We start from the raw sequence: 21,774 nt of genomic DNA, 5'->3' as shown, positions 1-21,774 counted from the left end.
AAAGCCAGTACGAGTACTGGTTTTTTTATGAACAATTTTTAAATTTTATTTGTTTGGAGACCACTGCCAGTCAGCTCCAAATTCTCTAAGGAGTTCAAAGGCAGCATCTGGTCCCATAGAACCGACTGGATATTCATGGAGAGGCACTTCGTTGTTATGCCAGAGCTCTTCAATCTGATCGATCAGCTCCCAGCTAGAGCGCACTTCATCCCAGTGGCTGAAGTTGGTTGAGTCATTGTTAAGGACGTCAAAGATTAATTTTTCGTAAGGATCTGGGGAAGCACCGCTAGCTGTTGCATCTGTCCGGTAGTCCAGAGAAAGGGGAGCTAAGCTGAAGCGTTCGCCGACCTCTTTGCCATTCATGCTGAGTGAGAAGCCCTCAGTTGGCTGGATGTGAATGGTCAGAACATTTGGGGCTAATTCCTCACCAAAGATAGACTCCATCTGCTTGAAGACAATATTGACAAGAGTGCCTTTTTCAGTGAGGCGTTTACCAGTTCGGAAGAAAAATGGAACATCACGGAAACGTTCGCTATTTACGAAGAAAGCTCCTGAAGCAAAGGTTTCAGTCATGGAGTCAGGGTTGACATTAGGTTCACTCCGGTAGGAGATGTATTTCTTACCTTTGACCGTGCCAGACTTATACTGACCGCGGATAAAGAAGCGTTTCAAGTCTTCTTTATCAGGCTGCACCAAGCGCTCAAAAACCTTGACTTTCTCTGCCCGAATGTCCTCTTTGCTGAAGCTTTTCGGCTTGTCCATAGCTAAGAGTGATAGGAGCTGCAGAGTATGGTTCTGCACCATATCGCGCAGAGCACCGGACTGGTCATAGTAACCACCACGTTCTTCAACACCAAGCTTTTCTGCAAAGGTAATCTGGACATTGTCAATGTAGTCACGATTCCAGATGTTTTCAAAGAGAAGATTGGCAAAACGAATAGCGAAGATGCTCTGAATCATTTCCTTGCCTAGATAATGGTCAATACGGAAAATCTGCTCTTCATCAAAGGCAGCCAAGAGTTCTTCATTAAGTTGGCTGGCAGTTGCCAAGTCTGTCCCGAAAGGTTTTTCGACAATCAAACGTTCAAAACCTTTGCCATCTACGATGTTTTCAGACTTGAGGTGTTTGGCAATGGTGCCGAAAAACTGGGGTGCCATGGACAAGAAGAAGAGCTTATTGTGCTCGGCTTGGTATTGCTCATTGAGTCGGTTTTGAAGCTTGCGCAGCTCAATGTAGTGCTCGGTATCCTGCACATCATGACTTTGATAATAGAAGTGGCTGGCAAACTCTTGGGCTTGCTCTGGACTGTCAGCTAAATCAGCGATTGCTTCGACAACGACAGACTCAAAATACTCCTTGCTCCAAGGCCGACGGGCTGTTCCAATAACTGCAAAATGCTTGGAAAGATTACCAGACTTATAGAGCCTGAAGAGGGATGGATAGAGTTTTCTTTTGGCCAAGTCACCGCTGGCTCCGAAAATTGTTACAATAACTTTTGAAGACATCCTGATACCTATTTTCTAAAATGATGTCTCTATTTTATCACAATTTTTCTAAAGATTGTATTCAGAAATTCGGTTTCTGAAAAGGGAGATAAATAGAAAGAATTTGACCGCTGCTTGAAACATATTCAAATACAAAAAATGAGGCTTAGACACGATTGTGCCAGCCTCATTTTCTTTATTCAAATACCCGATAAACGTAAGGGTTGTCCGGTTTTTCTACCTTATCAAAGTTTTCAACTTCTAGAGTTGGAAGGCTTTGCCCCAGACTTTTATGGTAGTGCATGGTAATTTTCCCCTTGGCATGAATCCAGGTATTATTCTCGAAATGCTGGGTATTTCCAGTCGTCAAGAGACCATAGACACCTGAGTCGGCGATACAATGAATAATACCAAAGCGAAAGAGAAATTGGCTCTTCTGGTCGCTGGGGTCATTGTAGACAAATCCAGTGAACTCCAGCGTTTTGCCTACAAACTCGTCGGGATAATCATAGATGACCTCCATGATTTCCATGTAGTTCTCAGTAGTGACCTGAATGGTATCTTGCTTAACATATTTCTTAGCGGCTGCCCGCATTTCTTTTTCGTAAGCCCCTTTGGTAAAGTAGGTGCTGGTGTCCGGCTTCAGGTATTGGCTGGTTGTGCCTTCGTCTTGCTGAATAGCAGTTGAAGTTCCCTCAGCTAGTGGGAAATGAAATCCTTTGGCCGAAACTGTTGTCGAATCCAAGGTTACGGTTGGAAAGAAAATTCCCACAAAAAGCGGAATGACAAGGAGCAGCACGCTGCCTAACTTAGCCCAGCGAGTGCTTAAATGACTGTGGACCTCCATCTTCTTCATCCAGATGATGAGCTGCACGACTGCCAAGATAAAGGACAGAATCATAGACAAGTACGCCAGATAGGAATAGTGGAGATTGATATATTGATTAAGCTTGCCCGTCAGCTGCAGATACATGGTGATCTCAAAGTAGCCGACTAAGATTAGAAATCGAATCATAGCACCACCCCCACAAGCCAAGAGTAAAGAAAGACGACGACGGTAACCAGGCTGATAAATTGCCAGATAAAGCGTGTCTTAAAGTAGTTTTTCATCATCAGCAGATTCTTGACATCTAGCATAGGCCCAATGACCAAGAAAGCTAAGACTGGCGATAGGCCGAAGCTAGCAATCAAAGAGCTTCCGATGAAAGCATCAGCTTCGCTGCAAAGTGAGAGCAGGAAGGACAGCAGCATGAGCAGAAGAATAGCAACAGCCGGTGTCGAGCTGATAGAGGTCAGGATTCTGGTTGGCACATATACTTGTACCAGGCTGGCGAAGAGACAGCCAAAGACCAGATAGCGACCAGTATCGAAAAATTCGTCAATGGCCTGCACAAAGACCTGAAAAAACTTTTGTCCTTTGCTGAGATGTGAAAAGTCATGCTCATGAACAGCCTTGCGATTTTCTTTTTGAATATTGCTGTCTGCAAAGAAGCCCAGAAAAATCCCTAAAAGAACAGCCACGACCATAGAACCTAAAGCACGAAGCAGAGCCATTCGGAAGGAATTTCCAAAAGCTGAGTAGGTCGCAAAGAGTACGATGGGGTTGATGACTGGAGCCGTTACCAGAAAAGGCACAGCCGTGTAACTGGGAACTTTTTTTTCCAGAAACCGATTTATAATAGGAACAATTCCGCACTCGCAAGAGGGGAAGACAAAACCAACCAAGCTTCCAAAGAAAATCCGAGCCCATTTGTTCTTGGGCAGGAAACGATAAACCTTGTCTGGCGTGACATACACTTCGATAAAGCCAGAAATGATACTTCCAATCAAGACAAAAGGCAGGGCCTCAATGATAATGGAGAGAAAAATGGCACCAGCTTGCAGGACACTGGCCGGTAGCTGAGAGAAGAAGCTCATTCTTTCTTATCCTTCTCGTTTTTAGATTTTTTCTTGTCTTCCTCTGGGAATTCTACCTTTTCTATCTTGGGCAGGGTCGCAAACTCCTCGAACATCTTGTCCAAATCGTCTGATCTAGTAAATTTAACAGCCATAAAGGCACCTCATTTCTAAAATAATAATTCTATTATACTACCAATCATCAAAAAATGAAATTTTGAAACATAAGAGGTTCTTTGTCGCTGATTTACCCTAAATTTTTTTGTACAAATAGTACTAAATAGTTCTAAAACTGCCTATCTTTCAAAGCACTTGTGATATAATAGGATTGTTATGGAAAATATAAATATTGAAAAAATTGCCCAGAAATTGGGCCTTAAAGAAAGCCAAATATCACAGGTCCTAGATCTGACCGCTGAAGGGAATACGATTCCTTTCATTGCTCGTTATCGTAAGGAAATGACAGGAAATCTGGATGAAGTCGAGATTAAGGCGATCATTGACCTAGATAAGAGCATGACTGCCTTGGCAGAGCGTAAAGCGACGGTCTTAGCTAAGATTGAGGAGCAGGGCAAACTAACGGATGCTCTTCGCTCTGAGATTGAGGCTGCTGAGAAGCTGGCTGATGTGGAAGAACTTTATCTGCCCTACAAGGAGAAGCGCCGTACCAAGGCTACTATTGCTCGTGAAGCAGGTCTCTTTCCTTTGGCCCGCTTCATCCTACAGGATGCGGCTAATCTGAAGGAAGAAGCTGAGAAACTCACCAGTGAAGCCTTTCCAACAGCAGAATCTGCTCTAGCTGGAGCAGTGGATATTCTGAACGAGGCGATTTCTGAAGATAATAAGCTGCGGGCTTGGACCTACCACGAGATGCAGACAAATTCTTCTATTATATCTAGTCTCAAAGATGGTGATTTGGATGAAAAGCAGGTCTTCCAGATTTATTATGAGTTTTCCGAAAAAGTAGCGACTATGCAAGGCTACCGTACTCTAGCCCTTAACCGTGGTGAGAAGTTAGGTATTCTCAAGGTCGGTTTTGAGCACAATCTTGAGAAGATTCTGCGCTTTTTTGAAGTACGTTTCAAGGTGAAAAATGCCTATATTATCGAAGCTGTTCAGCAAGCGGTCAAAAAGAAAATCATTCCAGCTATGGAGCGACGTATTCGGACTGAGCTGACTGAGGCTGCTGAGGATGGTGCGATTCAGCTCTTCTCAGATAACCTCCGCCATCTACTCCTGATTGCCCCTCTCAAAGGTCGCGTAGTACTGGGCTTTGACCCAGCCTTTCGGACAGGGGCTAAGCTAGCTGTTGTTGATGCGACAGGTAAGATGCTGACGACTCATGTCATCTATCCGGTGCCACCAGCAAAGCCAGCTCAGATTGAAGCATCTAAGAAAGAGTTGTCAGAGCTGATTGAGCAGTTTGGTGTGGAAATCATTGCCATCGGAAATGGAACTGCCAGCCGAGAAAGCGAAGCCTTTGTAGCTGAAGTTTTGAAATCTCATCCGAATGTCAGCTATGTTATCGTCAATGAGAGCGGAGCATCTGTCTACTCTGCTAGTGAACTGGCTCGTCATGAGTTTCCAGATTTGACGGTTGAAAAGCGTTCAGCTATTTCCATTGCCCGCCGATTGCAGGATCCTTTGGCTGAGCTGGTTAAGATTGATCCTAAGTCCATCGGAGTTGGTCAGTACCAGCATGATGTCAGCCAGAAAAAACTGTCGGAAAGTCTGGACTTTGTTGTGGATACGGTGGTCAACCAAGTCGGGGTCAATATCAACACCGCCAGTCCTGCCCTGCTGGCCCATGTAGCGGGTCTTAATAAGACTATCTCAGAAAATATTGTCAAATATCGGGAAACAGAAGGTCTGATTCGGTCTCGCGAGGCCATCAAGAAAGTGCCGCGACTGGGCGCAAAGGCTTTTGAACAGGCAGCCGGCTTCCTGCGTATTCCTGAAAGTGATAATCTGTTAGACAATACGGGCGTTCACCCAGAGTCTTATAAGGCGGTGGAAGAGCTCTTTAAGCGTCTGGAAATCAGCAGTTTGGATGAAGCAGCCCAAGCCAAATTAAAAGCTGTTCAGACTGCTAGTTTGGCTGCTGAGCTAGGCTTGGGAGAAGAAACCCTAAAAGATATTATTGCTGATTTGCTCAAGCCTGGCCGGGATTTGCGTGATTCCTTTGACGCGCCAATTCTGCGGCAGGATGTCTTGGATATCAAGGACCTGCGTATCGGTCAAAAGCTTGAAGGTGTCGTACGGAATGTCGTCGATTTCGGAGCCTTTGTGGATATTGGTATCCACGAAGACGGTCTTATTCATATCTCCAAGCTGAGTACAGACTATATCAAGCATCCTAGTCAGGTCCTATCTGTTGGCGACTTAGTCACAGTCTGGGTGGATAAACTGGATGTGGAGCGGGAGAAGGTCAACCTCTCTCTGATAGCACCAAATGAATCTAACTAACTATGTCAAGCGGGTTTCGCTTGAGGATTTTGGCTGGGAATTCCGTCACAAAGCTTATTGGAACAAGCGTCTCCGTACTACAGGGGGACGCTTCTTTCCTAAAGATGGTCACTTGGATTTCAATCCAAAAATCTATAAAACTTTTGGGCTGGAGACCTTTCGAAAAATTGTCCGCCATGAGCTGGCTCACTATCATCTCTATTATCAGGGTAGAGGTTACCGTCATGGGGATAGAGATTTTAAAGACCTGCTCAAGCGAGTTGATGGTCTGCGCTACGCTCCATCCTTGTCCGACTCGCAAACCTTTCTCATCTATGAATGTCTGAGCTGCGGAGCACTTATCCGTCGCAGACGCAGAGTCAATCTTCAAAAATACCGTTGCGGACGCTGTATGGGCAAGCTTCGTTTGTCGGAGAATGCTTGATAATTAGTAAGAGAGTTCATTGAAGAACTCTCTTTTTCAAAAGAATGAATATTCTAATCCATAATCAGCCCTTGGCCCGATTGTTTTTCTGTGAAATATGGTAGAATAAAGTAAATATGATCATTGAGGTCTCTATCATGAACGTGAAATTCTATAAGTTGAAAAAGAATCGACTGATTTCCGGTGTCTTGTCCGGTCTGTCTGATAAATTTGATTTTGATCTGAGCCTGGTGCGCTTCCTCTTTATTATCTTTACTGTGGTCAATTTCGGCTTGGGAATTCTCATCTATATCCTGCTGGCCATGGTTATGCCTTATAAAGAAGACATAGAAGAGGAAATATATGGAACTGGCCCACGCAAACGAAAAGAAGCGGAAGCTATAAAAGACGATAAAGACGGTTGGTTTTGGTAATTCTTAATAAAATAGAAAATTTCGGGATGCACTCCCGATTTTTTACTAGCTGAAGAGGAGAGAATGATTTTATGAAAAAATTTTCAATCATATGGTATGCATTCAAGTTCTTGCTTTATATTATTCTGTCATTTATTGTTAGTTTTGGAGGGCTTGGTCTTCTGGCTTTTCTCCTTAAGTCTAATTACGGCACTAGTCTGACAATGTCTTTTCTAGGGATGATGATTTTTGGCTATGGCTTTTTGAATTTTTTCTTCTTTCTGTTTACACCGCCAACTAGTCAATCTCTGAAAAAAAGTGTTTTACTACTATCTATTTTTATGCATCCGCTTTTTATTGCAGTTTCTGTTTTCTTTTTGAATAGTTCTCATGCAGATGGTCTAAGTAATTGGATCAATAGCCTTAAGAGCATGATTCCAATATTCTTCATTATTCTTCTGGTTAATACGATTCTTTATTTTTTTGCTTATTCTATAAAAAAAGGTCGTGAGAATCTACGTATAGCTAAACAAAGGGAAAAGTCTGAGTCGCTTGATTCATCAGATCATTTTGAAGATTAGAAAGGCAGCATTATGAAACAATTTTCTTTACCGGTGTATTTGTGGAAATTTTTCCTGTATTTGATTATTAGTTTAATTCTACATCTAGTTCTTATTTTTGCAGCGGGCATGGTGGCAGGAGGATATGCTAGCTTCTTTGTTTTCTTTATAGGTATTCTAGCTTTTCCATTTGGCTTGTGGAATTTCTTCTTTTTCTGGAAAGTATTATCTCCGGAGCAAAGCTCAAAGCGTTTAGTAGGACTTGCATCTATTTTATTTTTGCCAGTTCTATGTCTCGTAATTTATGGTTTTGTTGGAGGTTTCCAAATAATTATAAGCTCCCTCCCTAACAGCCTATTTTATATTTTTGGTATGCTAGTTTCAAATACAATCGTATATTCTCTTGCTCATTCAATAAACCTTTCTAACTATAAAAAGCGAGCTATTTCTCAAACTGAAAATGTTCAGAGTGAAATAGACTGAACCTTACAAATTCAACGAAATCCTAAGCATTCATCCAAGGAGGAAATATGACAGAAGTTTGGAATGCTTATGACTTAAATCGAAATCAACTCCCTCATCTCTTAGTTCGAGGAGAAAAAATTCCTGAAGGACAGTTTCATCACTGCGTCAATGTCTTGGTTCGCTATCAGGATGGTGATATTCTCTTTATGCGACGGTCAACGAATAAAAGCCTTTATCCTGGCTACTATGAGTTCGGAGCGGGAGGCAGTGTGCTGGCAGGAGAGGATAGTCAGACAGCCGCCCTGCGGGAGTTAAAAGAAGAAACAGGCCTAGTTCCTGACAGCATCAGGCTTTTGGAGCAGGTGTGCTCTATCAAAGACCAGTGCCATTTCGACTATTATGAAGTGGTCGTGTCTGGGGATAAGAGTCAAGTCCGCTATCAGACGGGTGAAACAGATGCTCATCTCTGGTTGCCTCTGAAAGAGGTCCCGGCCTTTGTAGAAAACCATCCTTGTTTTAAGAACCAAAAGAAAATTCTCAGCAGCCTGATCGATTGATATCTCGGCTGTTTTTTTATTTTTACTAAAAGTTGATTTAAATCAAAATATTTTTTCGACCTAAAATCAATCTTAAAGATTCTTTTGAGGTAAAAATTTGCTATAATAGAAGCAGACAAATTTGAAGGGAGAAGACAATGTCAGTAAAGGTCAAAGACCTCTTAAAAATATCCCGCCTGTCTCAGGAGTACGGAGATAAAGTTTTACTGGAGAAAGAAATAAAAACTTCTGATATTTCTCGGCCTGGACTTGAAATGACTGGATATTTTGATTTTTATACACCCGAGCGGATACAGCTGATTGGGATGAAAGAGTGGTCTTATCTGATGAAGATGAGCTCTCATAACCGCCATCAGGTGCTGCTGAAAATGTTCCAGCCTGAGACGCCAGTGATTATCATTGCTCGAAATTTAGAGATTCCTAAAGAAATGTTTAGCGCTGCTGATGAGAAGCAGATTGCTATTCTTAGAAGCAAAACCTCTACTAGTCGCTTGTCTGGAGAAATTTCCAGCTACCTTGATTCCCGGCTAGCTGAGAGAACCAGTGTTCATGGTGTCCTGATGGACATCTATGGCATGGGGGTTCTCATCCAAGGGGACAGCGGAATTGGTAAAAGTGAAACAGGGCTTGAGTTGGTTAAGCGCGGCCATCGGTTGGTTGCGGATGATCGAGTGGATATCTATTCCAAGGATGAAATGACTCTTTGGGGAGAGCCGGCTGAAATCCTGCGCCACTTGTTGGAAATTCGTGGTGTTGGTATCATTGATGTCATGAGTCTTTACGGAGCCAGCGCTGTCAAAGATTCTTCTCAGGTTCAGATAGCTGTCTATCTGGAAAACTTTGATGTCCATAAGACCTTTGACCGTCTGGGTAATGATACAGAAGAGCTGGAGGTTGCTGGCGTCAGAATTCCGCGTATTCGGATTCCTGTGAAGACCGGTCGCAATATCTCGGTTGTGATTGAGGCTGCAGCTATGAACTATCGAGCTAAGCAAATGGGCTATGATGCTACCAAGATCTTTGAAGAGCGCCTCACTGATTTAATTAGCCGGAATGAGGTGAAGTATGATTGATCCAGTAGCTATCCAACTAGGGCCTATCAGTATTCGCTGGTATGCCATCTGTATTGTCACAGGCTTGGTCTTGGCCGTTTATCTTGCCATGAAGGAGGCTCCACGTCGGAAGATTATTCCTGATGATATTTTGGATTTTATCCTAGTAGCTTTTCCCGTAGCCATTGTGGGTGCCCGACTTTATTACGTGGCATTCGAATGGGATTATTACGGTAAGAATCTGATAAAAATCATTGATTTTTGGAATGGCGGAATAGCCGGGATTGCCATTTATGGTGGGCTGATAGCTGGTGCTATCGTTCTCTACTTTTTCTGTCGGAGAAGGCTGATTCACCCAGTTGATTTTCTAGATATTGCAGCACCAAGCGTGATGATTGCCCAGAGTATTGGTCGCTGGGGAAATTTTGCCAACCATGAAGCCTATGGTGCAGCAGTAAAAAGTTTGGACTATCTGCCTAGCTTTATTCGTGAGAATATGTATATTGAAGGCAGTTACAGACAACCAACCTTTCTCTATGAATCTGTATGGAACCTACTTGGTTTTATCTTGATTATTGTTCTCCGCCGTCGGCCTAAGTTGCTGAGACAGGGAGAAATAGCCGCCTTCTATCTGATTTGGTATGGATTTGGTCGGATGATTATTGAGGGTATGCGGACGGACAGTCTCATGTTTGCTGGTCTGCGTGTTTCCCAATGGCTGTCGCTGATTCTTATTTTTGTCGGAATTGGCATCATCATTTACCAAAGAAAAAAGCAAGCCCCTTATTATCAAGAATAAGCAATGCTAAGAGTCGCTGACTTCTGTAAGAGATGTCTGCAATGAAAGGAGAGAAATATGATAATTGAAATTGCTTATGCTTTACTGGCGGTAGCCCTCATTATCTTCGTGATTTACTTGACGATTACTGTCAAAAATCTGGGCGAGAAAGCTGGTAAGATGCTAGATGAAACAGAAAATACCATCAAGGTCTTGACTTCTGATGTCAACGTGACCCTTCACCAAACCAATGATTTACTGGCCAAGGTCAATGTCTTAACTGACGACATCAATCAAAAAGTCGCAACCATTGATCCTTTGTTTACAGCTGTTGCGGAGCTGTCTGAGTCCGTTTCAGATTTAAATGTTCAGGCGCGTACGCTGAGTAAAAAAGCAGTGTCTGCTGGTAAGGGAACCGTCAAAACTACGGCTGGTTTATCTGCTTTGCGTTTTGCTTCAAAATTGTTTAAAAAATAAGAAAGAAGGTTTATTATGGGAAAATTTTCATCACTGTTATTGGGCGCTGTTACTGGTGCAGCTGCTGCCTATTTTCTGACCAGTAAGAAAGGAAAGGAAACGACAGATAAGGTTCGGGACTTTGTAAAGGAATATCAAGAAAATCCTGACGATATCCATGAAGCTGTCGTTCAGTCTGCTAAAGACTTTTCAAATCAAGCTGTTAGCGCAATTCAACAAACCAAGGAAAAGGTTGAGAAAGGTGAGATTACAACTGAAACAGTCATCGAATCGGTCAAAGAAACGACCAAGTCAGTCGTGGACTACTCACAAGATAAGTTTAACGAAATCAAAGAAAAATTTGATAAAGAAGAAAGCAGCTTAGCTGAGGAAGAACCTGTGATCTTTGAAGAGGAAGAAGAACCTTCAGAAGAAATCATCATTGACTTCGGAACAGAAGCGACAGAAGGACAGGAAGAAAAGGCTGTTGAAACAGACAGTCAAGAAGAAAAATAAACCAAAGAAGACTAGCAATTTTGCTAGTCTTCTTTGGTTACAAGAATGAAAAAAGAACCGAGGACTTAAAGCGTCGTCGGTTTTTCTTATATTTTAAAATCGTAGAATCACAAGGTTGGTTTATTTGCTAGTTTGGCGTTTCTTTGCGAACAGGCGATAAGATTGAATGCTAATCAGGCTGGAAGCAATGGCCAAAGTGAAGGACATAAATGTATTCATTTTTAAACTCAAAAATACAAAGCTAAACAAAACTGTCAAGACACAGAAAACAGCAATATTTAAGAAGAAAAAGAGTTCACTTAATCTTGGTGATGTTTCTGCTTCAGGTAAGTACTCTTGATAGAGTGGTGTTTGTTCAGATTCAATTTCTTGATAGTAGTAGTCAGTTGGGTCATCATATTGTTGGTATTTTCTTACGTGCATAATTCTCTCTCCTTACAGTACCCTCTAATTCTACCATTTTTTTGCAGTTTTAAATATTACAAAAGAGTTACAAAACGAATAAATTCGAATGAAAAACCACTCCTTTATATTTTTTTGCTATAATGGTTTTATGAAAAAGATAATTATTACAGCAACAGCTGAAAGTATAGAACAAGTTGAGGAACTTTTGGAGGCGAATGTCGACCGAATTTATGTCGGTGAGAAAAATTATGGCCTTCGGTTGCCTCATAATTTTAGTTTGGACGAATTAAATCGAATTTCTGACTTAGTTCACCAAGCAGGAAAAGAGTTGACCGTTGCAGTGAACGCGCTCATGCATCAGGAAATGATGGATAAGATCAAGCCCTATCTTGATTTTTTGCAGGAGATTGGGGCAGATTATATTACGGTTGGAGATGCTGGTGTTTTCTATGTGCTGCAGCGAGATGGTTATAAATTAAAAACTATTTACGATGCCTCAACCATGGTTACCAGCAGTCGTCAGATTAACTTTTGGGCTAAGAACGCAGGAGTTTCAGAAGCTGTCTTGGCGCGTGAAATTCCTTCTGCTGAACTTTTTAAAATGCCAGAAATTCTAGAAATTCCTGCTGAAGTCTTGGTTTACGGGGCCAGTGTTATCCATCACTCCAAGCGTCCTCTTTTGCAGAATTACTATAATTTTACTCATATCGATGATGAAAAGACACGGGAGCGAGACCTCTTTCTGGCGGAACCAAGCGATTCGCAGAGCCATTACTCGATTTTTGAGGACAATCATGGTACTCATATTTTTGCCAATAATGACTTGGATTTGATGACCAAGCTGATAGAGTTGGTTGACCATGGATTCTGCCACTGGAAGTTGGAAGGGCTCTACACACCTGGTCACAACTTTGTCGAGATTGCTAAGATTTTTGTAGAGGCGAGAGATTTGATTGAAGCAGGCAAGTTTAGCTCAGATCAAGCCTTTGTGCTGGATGAGGCGATTCACAAACTGCATCCGAAAAATCGTTTTCTCGATACCGGATTTTATGACTATGACCCTGATATGGTAAAATAAAATTAGAAACGAGAACTCTTTTTAGGAGTTCTTTTTTGAAAGCAAAAATAAGATTGATAAAGCAGGAGTAAAAAATAGATGTTTCAAACTATTTTTTTGAATTAATTCGAAAAATCCGAAAATTAGAATTGTGAAAATAATTCAAAGAACCTTGCTTTTAGGGGTAAATTACTATAAAATAATAAGGATTAGACATCAACACTTTTATATTGCAAATAGGAGAAAATGATGGCAAGAAAATTGAAACGACCAGAAGTGTTATCACCTGCTGGTACTTTGGAAAAGCTAAAAGTAGCTGTTCGATATGGAGCAGATGCTGTTTTTATTGGCGGACAGGCCTATGGTCTGCGCAGTCGGGCTGGGAACTTTACCTTTGAACAGATGGAAGAAGCGGTTCAGTTTGCGGTTAGTTATGGTGCCAAGGTCTATGTCGCGGCCAATATGGTCATGCACGAGGGGAATGAAGAGGGAGCTGGTGAGTGGTTCCGCCGTTTGCGGGATATCGGGATTGCGGCTGTCATTGTTTCAGATCCGGCTTTGATTGCTATTGCAGCATCAGAAGCACCCGGTCTGGAAATCCACCTATCAACTCAGGCTAGTGCGACCAACTATGAAACGCTGGAGTTCTGGAAAAATTTAGGACTGACTCGTGTTGTCCTAGCTCGCGAAGTTTCTATGGCTGAGCTGGCTGAAATTCGCCGACGTACTGACGTTGAAATAGAAGCCTTTGTTCATGGAGCCATGTGTATTTCCTACTCCGGCCGCTGTACATTATCCAACCACATGAGTATGCGCGATGCCAATCGTGGAGGCTGCTCACAATCCTGCCGTTGGAAATATGACCTCTACGACATGCCATTTGGTCAAGAACGTAAGAGCTTGAAGGGTGAAGTTCCTGAAGAATTTTCTATGTCCGCAGTTGATATGTCCATGATTGACCGCATACCAGACATGATTGAAAATGGAGTGGATAGCTTGAAGATTGAGGGACGGATGAAGTCTATTCATTACGTTTCTACGGTGACTAACTGCTATAAAGCAGCAGTGAACGCTTATCTAGAAAGTCCTGAAAAGTTCGAAGCTATCAAGCAGGATTTGGTCGATGAGATGTGGAAGGTTGCTCAACGTGAATTGGCCACAGGATTTTACTATCATACTCCAACTGAGAATGAGCAGCTTTTCGGAGCGCGACGCAAGATTCCGGAATACAAATTTGTAGCAGAAGTAGTAGCCTATGACGCAGACAGTCAGACAGCGACTATTCGTCAGCGTAATGTTATTCATGAAGGCGATCAGGTTGAATTTTATGGACCGGGCTTTCGTCATTTTGAAACCTTTATCACAGACCTTCGAGATGCTGACGGTAACAAAATTGATCGGGCTCCTAATCCGATGGAGCTTCTGACCATTCACTTGGAGCAGCCCGTAGAGGCTGGCGATATGGTGCGAGCTCGAAAGGAAGGCTTGATTAATCTTTATAAGGAAGACGGCACTAGCGTGACCGTCCGAGCTTAATCTTATATTCATAGGTGGCTTTTTAATCTGAAAGCCATTTTTATGAATAGAGGTTTTCAGAGAGGAAATAGCATGATTCAGGTTTACGGAGATATTCTTGATGAGGAGACTCGCTGCCAGCATTATCACAGTGAGAGAGATATCATAGCTCTTAAGTGCTTTGCTTGTCAGAAATACTATCCTTGCTTTCTCTGTCATGACCGCTACGAAGATCATGCTTTTCTGGCCTATCCTGTGAGTCGGTCAGAAGATCGAGTAGTTCTTTGCGGCCATTGCAGGACGGAGCTGACTATTTCCCAGTATCTTGGTTGTGAGGATGCTTGTCCTATCTGTACTCATCCTTTTAATCCAGGATGCAAGAAGCATCGATCAATTTATTTTCAGAAAAACAAATAACTCTTCCATCCAGCTGGATGGAAGAGTTATCTTTTGAAACGATGGCTGGTGATGCGAATGTCCTTCTTTTGGGCTTCACGGATATTGTTGGGTACGAGACTGATTCGCTTGATGTCCTGCACGCGGATAATAGTGGTCATACTTTTCTTGAAATTCTTGATAATAAGCTGCAGGCGCTCGCGATCGTATTTGACAATATCGCCGGTGAAGCTTTTATCCAGAAAGATAACGTGGACACCAGATTGTTTACGCAGAGCTAACTCGATGGTACGCAGGATGCGGCCGCTGTCCTCTGGTCCTTGTTCATTCTTTTTGCCACTGATAAATTCGTTGGCTCTTTGTAAAATCATTTCGAGATATTTTTTCATAGCTAAAATCTCCATAACTTGTTACAATATATTATATAACAAAATTCCCTAAATTGTAAATTCTTTTACGAATTATTAGTTGGAAAATAAAACAAGAGGTGAAATATGGCTGAATTTACATTCGAAATCGAAGAAAAACTACTGGTCCTGTCTGAAAATGACAAGGGCTGGACCAAGGAGCTTAATCGCGTTAGCTTTAACGGAGCACCAGCTAAGTATGATATTCGGACTTGGAGCCCAGACCACAGCAAGATGGGCAAGGGAATTACACTTTCCAATGAAGAATTCCAAGTTCTCGTGGATGCATTTAAAAACTGATAGAGAAAGTTCTATCAGTTTTTTCTATTTCTCAGAAAAGTAGGAATGGAATTTCAAACTCTTAAAAATAGGGATGCTGATAATGGTGATAGCAATCATTTTTAGCAAGTCAGGCAGGATAAAAGGAGTCAGGCCAACCGCGACTGATTTAGAGAAATCAAGACCTCCTAAGAAATGCAGTCCTAGAATACCGCCGACAAAGACGAGAGCGTCACCCAATACATTGGCTATAAAAATCATATAGAAAGGACTGTCCTTATGGGTCAGACTGGATGTCACAAGGGAAAAGAGTAAGTAGAACCAGAGGTAGCCGGCGCTTGGGCCAAAGATGGCCTGAAAACCACCGCTTCCTCCAGCAAAGACCGGCAGGCCAATAGCTCCCAGCAGCAGATAAATAAAGACTGACAAAACAGCTTCGCGAGGTTTGAAAATCGTTGCAATCAAACCGACAGCAAAAGTCTGCAGCGTGATGGGAACGGGGCCGATGGAAATAGTTAACTGGGACAGGACAGCTAGAAAAGCAGCTCCGATAGCTGGGAGGGCAAGAAGAAATGCTTTGTTCTTGTTCATAAATAGTAAACCTCTTTTTGTTTTTATGGTAACTATTTTAAAAGCTAAATAAAAAAAAGTCAAGTCCTTCTTAATCGGACGAGACAAATATACAGACAGATTCTTATTTTCGTTTCTTGCTTCTGATAAGCAAGACAAAGAAGGCGATAAGGCCAAAAATATTAAAGAAAAGGATGCCCAAGGCTGCAATAATTTTTTTCGTTTTACTCATCTGTTTTCCTCGTTTCTGGATTGCTTTGTACTATCATATCAAAATTTTCAATGTTTGAATAGGCTTGATTAGAAAAATAAGTCGAAGATTCAAACTATATTGACATAAATAAAACAGGAAGCACAGGATAAAAAAGGGGAACTTCTACCACCAGATTAGGGAAGACGCTCCGCATTTTCCAGATCTGCCTGTTTTGGAGAAGAAGGATATTTTCACTTTGAAAGACGGTTTTCATGTTCAGCAGTTTTCTGTAGTTGGCCAGTACGGGACTCATATTGATGCTCCGGTTCACTTTGTGGAGGGTGGTCGCTGGTTGGAAGAGATTGAGCTAAAAGATCTTTTTCTGCCTTTGGTAGTTATTGATAAGTCTAAGGAAGTAGCAGGGAATCCAGACTTTATTTTGGGCAAGCAGGATATTTTAGATTTTGAAGCGGAGCACGCGAGAATTGAGACAGGAACCTTTGTTGCCTTTCGCTCAGACTGGTCCAAGCGCTGGCCAAGTCAATCAGCTATGCGCAATCTGGATGCTCAGGAGATTCAGCACACTCCCGGGTGGGGACGGGATGCTCTAGAGTTCCTTATCCATGAGCGTGGTGTCAAGGCGGTAGGTCACGAAACTTTTGATACAGATGCGGGTATTCCCACAGCGGAGCATGGACTGCTCAATGAATACTATCTTTTGGAGCAGGACATTTATCAGCTAGAAGTTATGACCAATCTAGATCAGCTGCCGGCCAAGGGTGCTCTCATCTCGATTAGCTTTCCCAACTGGCATCAGGCCAGCGGTTCACCAGTGAGGGCTGTAGCTATTTTACCGTAAAGTAAAAGGAGTCTGAGATTTCATTTCAGGCTCCTTTTCGCATATAATAACTAATAAAAAGATCGTTTTTCATAATCTTTGGAATTTCTTGATGGATATTTGATAATTTACCTTTTAAAATAGTTGATGTAGAGGTTGGATGTCTGAAAAAATTCTGACTTTCTTCCATTAGACTGATATTTGAAAGGAAAGTCAAATGAAACTGAAACAGCTAAAATTTACAATCTTACAAAAATGTAAGATTCGTCTGTAAAATGAAAGATTAGGTTATGGAACGTTCAACATCTTTATTATAAAATGGTAGCAGAAGTCAAAAAGAGGCTGGAATACCAAACCTCTTCTGATTTTGAATTTTTTATCGCATGGTTACGAATTCTTCGGAGCCAGTCGGGTGAATAGCAACTGTAGCATCAAAGTCAGCTTTGGTAGCGCCCATTTTGATAGCAACTGCGAAACCTTGAATCATCTCGTCTACTCCGTAGCCAATACCGTGAAGGCCAACGACCTTTTCATCCTCACCGGCAGTGATGAGCTTGAACTTGGCCTGTTGGCGGTGCTGGGTGACAGCTGAATACATGGATGTGAAGCTAGATGTATAGACACGGATATTTTCTGCTCCGTAAGTCTTGATAGCCTCTACCTCCGTCAGGCCGACTGTCCCAATAGCGGGATGGGAGAAGACGACAGTTGGAATAGTTGAGTAGTCCATTTTAGCATTTGTTTTACCATTGAAAAGACGCTCAGACAGAGTTCGTCCAGCCTTGATAGCAACAGGAGTTAATTCTTTTTCGCCTGTTACATCGCCGAGAGCATAGATGCCAGGAACCACAGTGTTTTGGTACTCATCTACAGCGATAAAGCCACGTTCATTGAGAGTGACGCCAGCTGCTTCCAGATTGAGGTCTTGGACGTTTGGCTTACGACCAATTGCCCAGATAACATGCTGGGCTGTGTGACTGCTGCCATCTTCAAAGTAGAGCTTGAGCTGACCATCAGGCAGTTTTTCCAGCTTTTGTGGAATCTTATGAGTATGAAGCTGGAGTCCAGAGTTCTCCATTTCTTGGAGCAGACCGTCAATCAGATAGCTGTCAAAGTTGCGTAGTGGTCGATCCTTACGAACAAAAAGATCTGTTTTAACTCCCAGAGCATGGAGCACACCTGCTAGTTCTACTGCTATATAGCCTGCTCCGACAATGGCAACAGATTCAGGTAACTCTTCCCAAGCGAAAACATCGTCGGAATTCTCGCCGTAGCCTGCGCCAGGGATATTGGGGACAGCTGCATGAGCACCCGTCGCGATGACAATGTGCTTGGCGCGTATAAGCTCGCCGTTGACTTGGACAGTGTTTGCATCCACAAAGCGGGCACGGCCTTCGATTAGCTCAACCCCATTCCGCTTGAAGCTACCATCATAAGATGAACGTGCTCGGTCAATATAAGCTTCGCGATTTTTCCTAAGGGTAGCAAAATCAAAAGCCTGATTATCAGAGGTAAAGCCGTAGTCTGGTCCATAATGCTGGATAGCTTCTGCGATTTGGGCTCCGTACCACATAATCTTCTTTGGGACACAGCCGACATTGACACAGGTGCCACCCAGTTTCTTTTCTTCAATAACGGCAACCTTGGCACCGTATTCGCCGGCCCGATTCATGGTAGCAATTCCCCCGCTGCCACCGCCAATAGCAATCATATCAAATTCTTTCATCTTATTAGAATCTCCTTCTATTATATGAGGTAATTGTACCTTTTTTGGCAGGTGAATGCAAAAATCTGCTACGGATTTTAGTGGAGTGACTATCTGAGATAAAATAGCAACCATTTGTGAAAAACTGTAAATTTTTTTAGAAGAATTATGATAGCCTTGTGATATAATATAACAAAAGAAAATCGTTTTCATCAAGAGGAGGAAAAAAGATGAAAAAGTTAAAGAAATGGCAATTATTTAGCATTATTGGGGCTACGATTGCAGTTGTTGCAGGAGCAATTCTCTTCATGTTTTTAAATGGAGGGAATCCTTCTGAGATGCCGGTTGACACGACTCCGCTGGTTCAAAAGGCCAAGGAAGGGTCAGTGGCTTCTTCAGTTTTGCTGACAGGAAATGTCACAGCCAGCAATGAGCAGTACATCTACTATGACAGCACCAAGGGTGACTTGGAAAATGTACTGGTCAATGTCGGTGACCAAGTGACTGCCGGTCAAGCGTTGGTTACTTATAAAAGTGCAGAGGCTCAGGCAGCTTATGATGCAGCTGCTCGGGCGGTTAGCAAAGCCGATCGTCAATTGCATGACTTGCAAACCAATGGTGTGACTGTAAATACAACTGGTGACGAAGAAGCAGATGGGGCGTCTGAAGCTCAGGCTCAGCGTTCTGTGGAGTCTCAGGCAGCTGACCTGCGCGATGCTCGGGCTGATGCAGTGGATAATATGAACAAAGCGCAAGCTACTCTTAATGCCTTAACAGTGACCAGCACTGCAGATGGTACGGTCGTAGAAGTCAACCGCGATGTTTCAAAATCAACAACAGGTGCCACTCAAACCTTGGTTCACATCGTCAGCAATGGTAATCTGCAGATTAAGGGTGAATTATCCGAATACAACCTGGCTAACTTGTCTGTCGGCCAAGAAGTGACCATTACATCAAAAGTTTACCCAGACAAGAAATGGACTGGTAAAATTAGCTACATTTCCAACTATCCAAAAGACGGCCAGCAGGCAGCAGCTCAACCATCTGGAACAGGTGGCAGCGGAACAGCTTCAGGTTCTAAATATCCATTTACAATTGACATCACCAGCGAGATTGGTGAGCTCAAGCAGGGATTCTCTGTCAATATTGAAGTTAAAAACAATACTCAGGGACTCATTGTACCAGTCAGCAGTGTGGTAATGGACGGAGACAAGAACTATGTTTGGGTCCTGGAAAAAGGAGTTGCCAAGAAGACAGAAGTAACGCTCGGAAATGCTGATGCTGAAAATCAAGAAATCTCATCTGGTTTGACAAAGGATAGTAAAGTTATCATCAATCCGACAGATAGCTTGAAAGACGGTCAAGAGGTGAAATCTTATGAAGAAGCTAATTGAGTTAAAAAATATTAATAAGAGCTATCGCAATGGAGACCAGGAACTGCAGGTATTAAAAGACATCAGTCTGGAGGTTGCAGAGGGTGAGTTTGTTGCCATCATGGGACCGTCTGGATCTGGTAAGTCTACTCTGATGAATATCATTGGGATGCTGGATCGTCCGACTACTGGTGAATATCATCTAGGAAGCGAAGAAGTAGCTAAGCTAGGTGATAAGAAGCTGGCCAAGGTTCGAAATAAGCAAATCGGCTTTGTCTTCCAGCAGTTCTTTCTCTTGTCTAAGCTTAATGCCTTGCAAAATGTGGAACTGCCCTTAATCTATGCAGGAGTCGGTCAGTCTAAACGCAAGTCCTTGGCCGAGCAGTTTCTGACCAAGGTGGAGTTGGACACGCGGATGCATCACCTGCCTTCAGAGCTTTCTGGAGGACAGAAGCAGCGGGTTGCTATTGCTCGTGCTTTGGTCAATAATCCCTCTCTGATTCTGGCTGACGAACCGACGGGGGCCCTGGATACCAAGACTGGCGAGCAGATTATGGAGCTCTTGACTGAGCTCAATCGAGAAGGGAAAACCATTATCATGGTAACCCACGAGCCTGAGATTGCGGCCTATGCCAAACGGCAGATTGTCATTCGTGATGGTGTCATCTCATCTGATAGCGCTAAGGAAGGAGGACTAGTCTAATGCAAAACTGGAAATTTGCCATTAGCTCCATTCTTGGACACAAGATGCGGTCTTTCCTGACCATGATTGGGATTATTATCGGAGTGGCTTCGGTTGTGGTTATCATGGCCTTAGGAGATTCCATTACCCGACGGGTCAATGAGAGTTTTACCAAAAGTCAGAAAAACATGCGCCTGGTCTTTTCTCCTAAAAAGAGCAAGGACGGCTCCTACACACAGACGGCTGATCTCTATTCTGTAAATGTGGAAGATGAAAGCGAAGAAGTGGTGGAACCACCCAAGGCCCAGGAAGCATGGGTTAAGGAATTGACCCATATCAAGGGAGTGGACGGCTACTATGTGACCAACTCTGCTATGGAAACCTTTAGCTACGAAAATAAGCAGGCTGAGCGCGTCAACTTTGTCGGTGCAAACATGACCTATATTCAGGTGAAAAAATATAAGATTATCGCCGGCAGGGGTCTGAGACAGCAAGACTATCAAGGCTTTGCCAGTGTTGTGCTGCTGGACGAAGATCTGGCTGCGAACCTCTTTTCTTCCGCTGAGGAGGCAATCAATAAAATTGTAACAGTAGGTGCTAGTAACTATCGGGTGATTGGGGTTTATAGAGATCCTGAAACTGCTGCTGCATCTGGCTCCATGCAGGTCTATGGTGGTAATGCCATTACGACCAATACTCTCATAGCTGCAAACTTTGGAGTAGATGAGATTTCAGAGATTGTTCTTCGGGTGAATGATACCAGCTTGGTTCCAGAACTTGGCCCTAAGGTTGCTAAGAAATTAACGGAAATTGCTGGTCTCCAACAGGGCGAATATCAAGTGACAGATGATAGTGCTCTATATCAGGAAGTACAAAATATTTATGGTGCTATGACAGGTGTTATCGGTGCCATCGCTGGAATCTCACTCTTTGTTGGAGGTATCGGCGTTATGAATATCATGCTAGTATCTGTCACTGAGCGGACTCGGGAAATCGGTCTGCGGAAGGCTCTGGGAGCAACGCGTGGCAATATACTGATGCAATTTCTGATTGAGTCTATGATTTTGACACTGATTGGTGGTTTGATTGGACTGGTTCTAGCTGCGGGACTTGCGTCTGTATTAGGCTCAGCCATGAGTCAAATGCTGGAAGGAACACCAGTAACGGTATCTCTACCGGTCAGCATCGTTAGCCTTCTCTTCTCAGCAACCATTGGTGTTTTCTTCGGAATCTTGCCAGCCAACAAGGCCTCCAAACTGGATCCAATCGAAGCACTGAGGTATGAATAATACAACAAAAAGTCTGGG

25 protein-coding genes and 1 pseudogene are annotated in these 21,774 nt (G+C 42.9%); 18 read left to right on the top strand and 8 right to left on the bottom strand.

From position 1 onward, the window contains the following. Window positions 1-45: 45 nt before the first annotated feature. The 4 genes from zwf to SSV_RS07210 all read right to left on the bottom strand — a co-directional run bounded on the left by zwf (window position 46) and on the right by SSV_RS07210 (window position 3,536). Window positions 46-1,506 (bottom strand): glucose-6-phosphate dehydrogenase, encoded by a 1,461-nt coding sequence (zwf, locus tag SSV_RS07225; RefSeq protein WP_072074269.1) that lies wholly within the window; start codon window positions 1,504-1,506, stop codon window positions 46-48. A gap of 175 nt (window positions 1,507-1,681) precedes the next feature. After that, the gene (locus tag SSV_RS07220) at window positions 1,682-2,500 is read right to left on the bottom strand and encodes a TIGR03943 family putative permease subunit (protein WP_072074268.1); all 819 of its coding nucleotides are present in this window, start codon (window positions 2,498-2,500) and stop codon (window positions 1,682-1,684) included. Beyond that, window positions 2,497-3,402, bottom strand: coding sequence for a permease (locus tag SSV_RS07215; RefSeq protein ID WP_072074267.1), 906 nt, complete (start codon window positions 3,400-3,402; stop codon window positions 2,497-2,499). Before SSV_RS07215 ends, SSV_RS07220 begins: the two co-directional genes overlap by 4 nt. Continuing rightward, a complete protein-coding gene (locus SSV_RS07210) occupies window positions 3,399-3,536 on the bottom strand; it encodes an SPJ_0845 family protein (protein WP_002894961.1) in 138 nt (45 codons plus the stop codon). Before SSV_RS07210 ends, SSV_RS07215 begins: the two co-directional genes overlap by 4 nt. A gap of 178 nt (window positions 3,537-3,714) precedes the next feature. Here SSV_RS07210 and SSV_RS07205 point away from each other — a divergent pair, with 178 nt between their 5' ends. The 10 genes from SSV_RS07205 (at window position 3,715) to SSV_RS07160 (ending at window position 11,047) form a co-directional block, all read left to right on the top strand. Continuing rightward, window positions 3,715-5,847: a Tex family protein gene (locus tag SSV_RS07205; RefSeq protein ID WP_072074266.1), complete on the top strand. Its 2,133-nt coding sequence runs from the start codon at window positions 3,715-3,717 to the stop codon at window positions 5,845-5,847. Beyond that, window positions 5,834-6,271, top strand: coding sequence for a SprT family protein (locus tag SSV_RS07200; protein WP_072074265.1), 438 nt, complete (start codon window positions 5,834-5,836; stop codon window positions 6,269-6,271). Before SSV_RS07205 ends, SSV_RS07200 begins: the two co-directional genes overlap by 14 nt. Before the next feature lie 137 nt (window positions 6,272-6,408). Further along, entirely contained in the window at window positions 6,409-6,684 is a 276-nt protein-coding gene (locus tag SSV_RS07195) for a PspC domain-containing protein (protein ID WP_304362498.1), read from the top strand. Between the two features lie 71 nt (window positions 6,685-6,755). Next, window positions 6,756-7,244 carry a histidine kinase gene (locus SSV_RS07190; protein WP_072074263.1) on the top strand — a complete coding sequence of 163 codons (489 nt, stop codon included), beginning with the start codon at window positions 6,756-6,758 and terminating at the stop codon, window positions 7,242-7,244. Between the two features lie 12 nt (window positions 7,245-7,256). Then, window positions 7,257-7,706 carry a preprotein translocase gene (locus SSV_RS07185; protein WP_072074262.1) on the top strand — a complete coding sequence of 150 codons (450 nt, stop codon included), beginning with the start codon at window positions 7,257-7,259 and terminating at the stop codon, window positions 7,704-7,706. 47 nt (window positions 7,707-7,753) lie between these two features. Next, a complete protein-coding gene (locus tag SSV_RS07180) occupies window positions 7,754-8,245 on the top strand; it encodes an NUDIX hydrolase (RefSeq protein WP_072074261.1) in 492 nt (163 codons plus the stop codon). A 137-nt stretch (window positions 8,246-8,382) separates the two neighbouring features. Continuing rightward, the gene (gene hprK, locus SSV_RS07175; RefSeq protein WP_072074260.1) at window positions 8,383-9,318 is read left to right on the top strand and encodes an HPr(Ser) kinase/phosphatase; all 936 of its coding nucleotides are present in this window, start codon (window positions 8,383-8,385) and stop codon (window positions 9,316-9,318) included. Continuing rightward, window positions 9,311-10,096 (top strand): prolipoprotein diacylglyceryl transferase, encoded by a 786-nt coding sequence (gene lgt, locus SSV_RS07170; RefSeq protein WP_072074259.1) that lies wholly within the window; start codon window positions 9,311-9,313, stop codon window positions 10,094-10,096. Before hprK ends, lgt begins: the two co-directional genes overlap by 8 nt. A 57-nt stretch (window positions 10,097-10,153) precedes the next feature. Further along, window positions 10,154-10,552: a DUF948 domain-containing protein gene (locus SSV_RS07165; RefSeq protein WP_072074258.1), complete on the top strand. Its 399-nt coding sequence runs from the start codon at window positions 10,154-10,156 to the stop codon at window positions 10,550-10,552. A gap of 15 nt (window positions 10,553-10,567) precedes the next feature. Beyond that, window positions 10,568-11,047, top strand: a complete 480-nt coding sequence (locus tag SSV_RS07160; RefSeq protein WP_072074257.1) for a YtxH domain-containing protein — start codon at window positions 10,568-10,570, stop codon at window positions 11,045-11,047. Between the two features lie 120 nt (window positions 11,048-11,167). Here the strand turns inward: SSV_RS07160 and SSV_RS07155 are convergent, their stop codons facing one another. Further along, entirely contained in the window at window positions 11,168-11,470 is a 303-nt protein-coding gene (locus tag SSV_RS07155) for a DUF3270 family protein (protein ID WP_002894977.1), read from the bottom strand. A gap of 130 nt (window positions 11,471-11,600) precedes the next feature. Between SSV_RS07155 and SSV_RS07150 the strand changes: the two genes are divergently transcribed. From SSV_RS07150 to SSV_RS07140, 3 genes are all read left to right on the top strand, one after another. Beyond that, the gene (locus tag SSV_RS07150) at window positions 11,601-12,530 is read left to right on the top strand and encodes a peptidase U32 family protein (protein ID WP_176693585.1); all 930 of its coding nucleotides are present in this window, start codon (window positions 11,601-11,603) and stop codon (window positions 12,528-12,530) included. 228 nt (window positions 12,531-12,758) lie between these two features. Further along, the gene (locus tag SSV_RS07145; RefSeq protein ID WP_141640139.1) at window positions 12,759-14,045 is read left to right on the top strand and encodes a peptidase U32 family protein; all 1,287 of its coding nucleotides are present in this window, start codon (window positions 12,759-12,761) and stop codon (window positions 14,043-14,045) included. A gap of 72 nt (window positions 14,046-14,117) precedes the next feature. Then, entirely contained in the window at window positions 14,118-14,441 is a 324-nt protein-coding gene (locus SSV_RS07140; protein WP_176693584.1) for a CHY zinc finger protein, read from the top strand. 26 nt (window positions 14,442-14,467) lie between these two features. Here SSV_RS07140 and SSV_RS07135 read toward each other — a convergent pair whose 3' ends face one another. Beyond that, entirely contained in the window at window positions 14,468-14,824 is a 357-nt protein-coding gene (locus tag SSV_RS07135) for a hypothetical protein (RefSeq protein WP_072074253.1), read from the bottom strand. A 90-nt stretch (window positions 14,825-14,914) separates the two neighbouring features. Between SSV_RS07135 and SSV_RS07130 the strand changes: the two genes are divergently transcribed. Next, entirely contained in the window at window positions 14,915-15,127 is a 213-nt protein-coding gene (locus tag SSV_RS07130; protein WP_002897227.1) for a YdbC family protein, read from the top strand. A gap of 24 nt (window positions 15,128-15,151) precedes the next feature. Here SSV_RS07130 and SSV_RS07125 read toward each other — a convergent pair whose 3' ends face one another. Beyond that, the gene (locus tag SSV_RS07125; protein ID WP_072074252.1) at window positions 15,152-15,697 is read right to left on the bottom strand and encodes a biotin transporter BioY; all 546 of its coding nucleotides are present in this window, start codon (window positions 15,695-15,697) and stop codon (window positions 15,152-15,154) included. A gap of 319 nt (window positions 15,698-16,016) precedes the next feature. On the opposite strand from SSV_RS07125, the pseudogene SSV_RS07115 reads away from it, so the two are divergent. Continuing rightward, window positions 16,017-16,728: pseudogene (locus SSV_RS07115) on the top strand (cyclase family protein). Between the two features lie 355 nt (window positions 16,729-17,083). Here the strand turns inward: SSV_RS07115 and gorA are convergent. Continuing rightward, the gene (gene gorA, locus SSV_RS07110; RefSeq protein ID WP_176693583.1) at window positions 17,084-18,433 is read right to left on the bottom strand and encodes a glutathione-disulfide reductase; all 1,350 of its coding nucleotides are present in this window, start codon (window positions 18,431-18,433) and stop codon (window positions 17,084-17,086) included. Between the two features lie 209 nt (window positions 18,434-18,642). Between gorA and SSV_RS07105 the strand changes: the two genes are divergently transcribed. Genes SSV_RS07105 through SSV_RS07095 form a run of 3 tightly spaced genes read left to right on the top strand, consistent with a single transcriptional unit; the run spans window position 18,643 to window position 21,756 of the window. Continuing rightward, entirely contained in the window at window positions 18,643-19,806 is a 1,164-nt protein-coding gene (locus SSV_RS07105; protein ID WP_002931019.1) for an efflux RND transporter periplasmic adaptor subunit, read from the top strand. Then, a complete protein-coding gene (locus tag SSV_RS07100) occupies window positions 19,790-20,488 on the top strand; it encodes an ABC transporter ATP-binding protein (RefSeq protein WP_072074249.1) in 699 nt (232 codons plus the stop codon). The genes SSV_RS07105 and SSV_RS07100 overlap by 17 nt, the downstream gene beginning before the upstream one ends. Further along, complete coding sequence (locus SSV_RS07095) at window positions 20,488-21,756, top strand: ABC transporter permease (RefSeq protein ID WP_072074248.1); 1,269 nt, start codon at window positions 20,488-20,490, stop codon at window positions 21,754-21,756. The genes SSV_RS07100 and SSV_RS07095 overlap by 1 nt, the downstream gene beginning before the upstream one ends. Window positions 21,757-21,774: the final 18 nt, after the last annotated feature.

Origin of the sequence: Streptococcus sanguinis (genome assembly GCF_001078705.1) — a bacterium.
Lineage (GTDB): Bacteria > Bacillota > Bacilli > Lactobacillales > Streptococcaceae > Streptococcus > Streptococcus sanguinis_D.
The sequence above is the reverse complement of the archived record's forward strand: the minus strand, read 5'-3'. Positions and strand labels throughout refer to the sequence as shown.

Bases quoted from the DNA above. Each gene is read 5' to 3' on its own strand.
- SSV_RS07140 (WP_176693584.1), top strand. From the start codon at position 14,118: ATGATTCAGGTTTACGGAGATATTCTTGATGAGGAGACTCGCTGCCAG.
- SSV_RS07155 (WP_002894977.1), bottom strand. From the start codon at position 11,470: ATGCACGTAAGAAAATACCAACAATATGATGACCCAACTGACTACTAC.
- SSV_RS07145 (WP_141640139.1), top strand. From the start codon at position 12,759: ATGGCAAGAAAATTGAAACGACCAGAAGTGTTATCACCTGCTGGTACT.
- SSV_RS07220 (WP_072074268.1), bottom strand. From the start codon at position 2,500: ATGATTCGATTTCTAATCTTAGTCGGCTACTTTGAGATCACCATGTAT.
- SSV_RS07190 (WP_072074263.1), top strand. From the start codon at position 6,756: ATGAAAAAATTTTCAATCATATGGTATGCATTCAAGTTCTTGCTTTAT.
- SSV_RS07150 (WP_176693585.1), top strand. From the start codon at position 11,601: ATGAAAAAGATAATTATTACAGCAACAGCTGAAAGTATAGAACAAGTT.
- SSV_RS07100 (WP_072074249.1), top strand. From the start codon at position 19,790: ATGAAGAAGCTAATTGAGTTAAAAAATATTAATAAGAGCTATCGCAAT.
- SSV_RS07135 (WP_072074253.1), bottom strand. From the start codon at position 14,824: ATGGAGATTTTAGCTATGAAAAAATATCTCGAAATGATTTTACAAAGA.
- lgt (WP_072074259.1), top strand. From the start codon at position 9,311: ATGATTGATCCAGTAGCTATCCAACTAGGGCCTATCAGTATTCGCTGG.
- SSV_RS07205 (WP_072074266.1), top strand. From the start codon at position 3,715: ATGGAAAATATAAATATTGAAAAAATTGCCCAGAAATTGGGCCTTAAA.
- SSV_RS07195 (WP_304362498.1), top strand. From the start codon at position 6,409: ATGAACGTGAAATTCTATAAGTTGAAAAAGAATCGACTGATTTCCGGT.
- SSV_RS07185 (WP_072074262.1), top strand. From the start codon at position 7,257: ATGAAACAATTTTCTTTACCGGTGTATTTGTGGAAATTTTTCCTGTAT.
- hprK (WP_072074260.1), top strand. From the start codon at position 8,383: ATGTCAGTAAAGGTCAAAGACCTCTTAAAAATATCCCGCCTGTCTCAG.
- SSV_RS07210 (WP_002894961.1), bottom strand. From the start codon at position 3,536: ATGGCTGTTAAATTTACTAGATCAGACGATTTGGACAAGATGTTCGAG.
- gorA (WP_176693583.1), bottom strand. From the start codon at position 18,433: ATGAAAGAATTTGATATGATTGCTATTGGCGGTGGCAGCGGGGGAATT.
- SSV_RS07165 (WP_072074258.1), top strand. From the start codon at position 10,154: ATGATAATTGAAATTGCTTATGCTTTACTGGCGGTAGCCCTCATTATC.
- SSV_RS07105 (WP_002931019.1), top strand. From the start codon at position 18,643: ATGAAAAAGTTAAAGAAATGGCAATTATTTAGCATTATTGGGGCTACG.
- SSV_RS07095 (WP_072074248.1), top strand. From the start codon at position 20,488: ATGCAAAACTGGAAATTTGCCATTAGCTCCATTCTTGGACACAAGATG.
- SSV_RS07180 (WP_072074261.1), top strand. From the start codon at position 7,754: ATGACAGAAGTTTGGAATGCTTATGACTTAAATCGAAATCAACTCCCT.
- SSV_RS07125 (WP_072074252.1), bottom strand. From the start codon at position 15,697: ATGAACAAGAACAAAGCATTTCTTCTTGCCCTCCCAGCTATCGGAGCT.
- SSV_RS07215 (WP_072074267.1), bottom strand. From the start codon at position 3,402: ATGAGCTTCTTCTCTCAGCTACCGGCCAGTGTCCTGCAAGCTGGTGCC.
- SSV_RS07130 (WP_002897227.1), top strand. From the start codon at position 14,915: ATGGCTGAATTTACATTCGAAATCGAAGAAAAACTACTGGTCCTGTCT.
- SSV_RS07200 (WP_072074265.1), top strand. From the start codon at position 5,834: ATGAATCTAACTAACTATGTCAAGCGGGTTTCGCTTGAGGATTTTGGC.
- zwf (WP_072074269.1), bottom strand. From the start codon at position 1,506: ATGTCTTCAAAAGTTATTGTAACAATTTTCGGAGCCAGCGGTGACTTG.
- SSV_RS07160 (WP_072074257.1), top strand. From the start codon at position 10,568: ATGGGAAAATTTTCATCACTGTTATTGGGCGCTGTTACTGGTGCAGCT.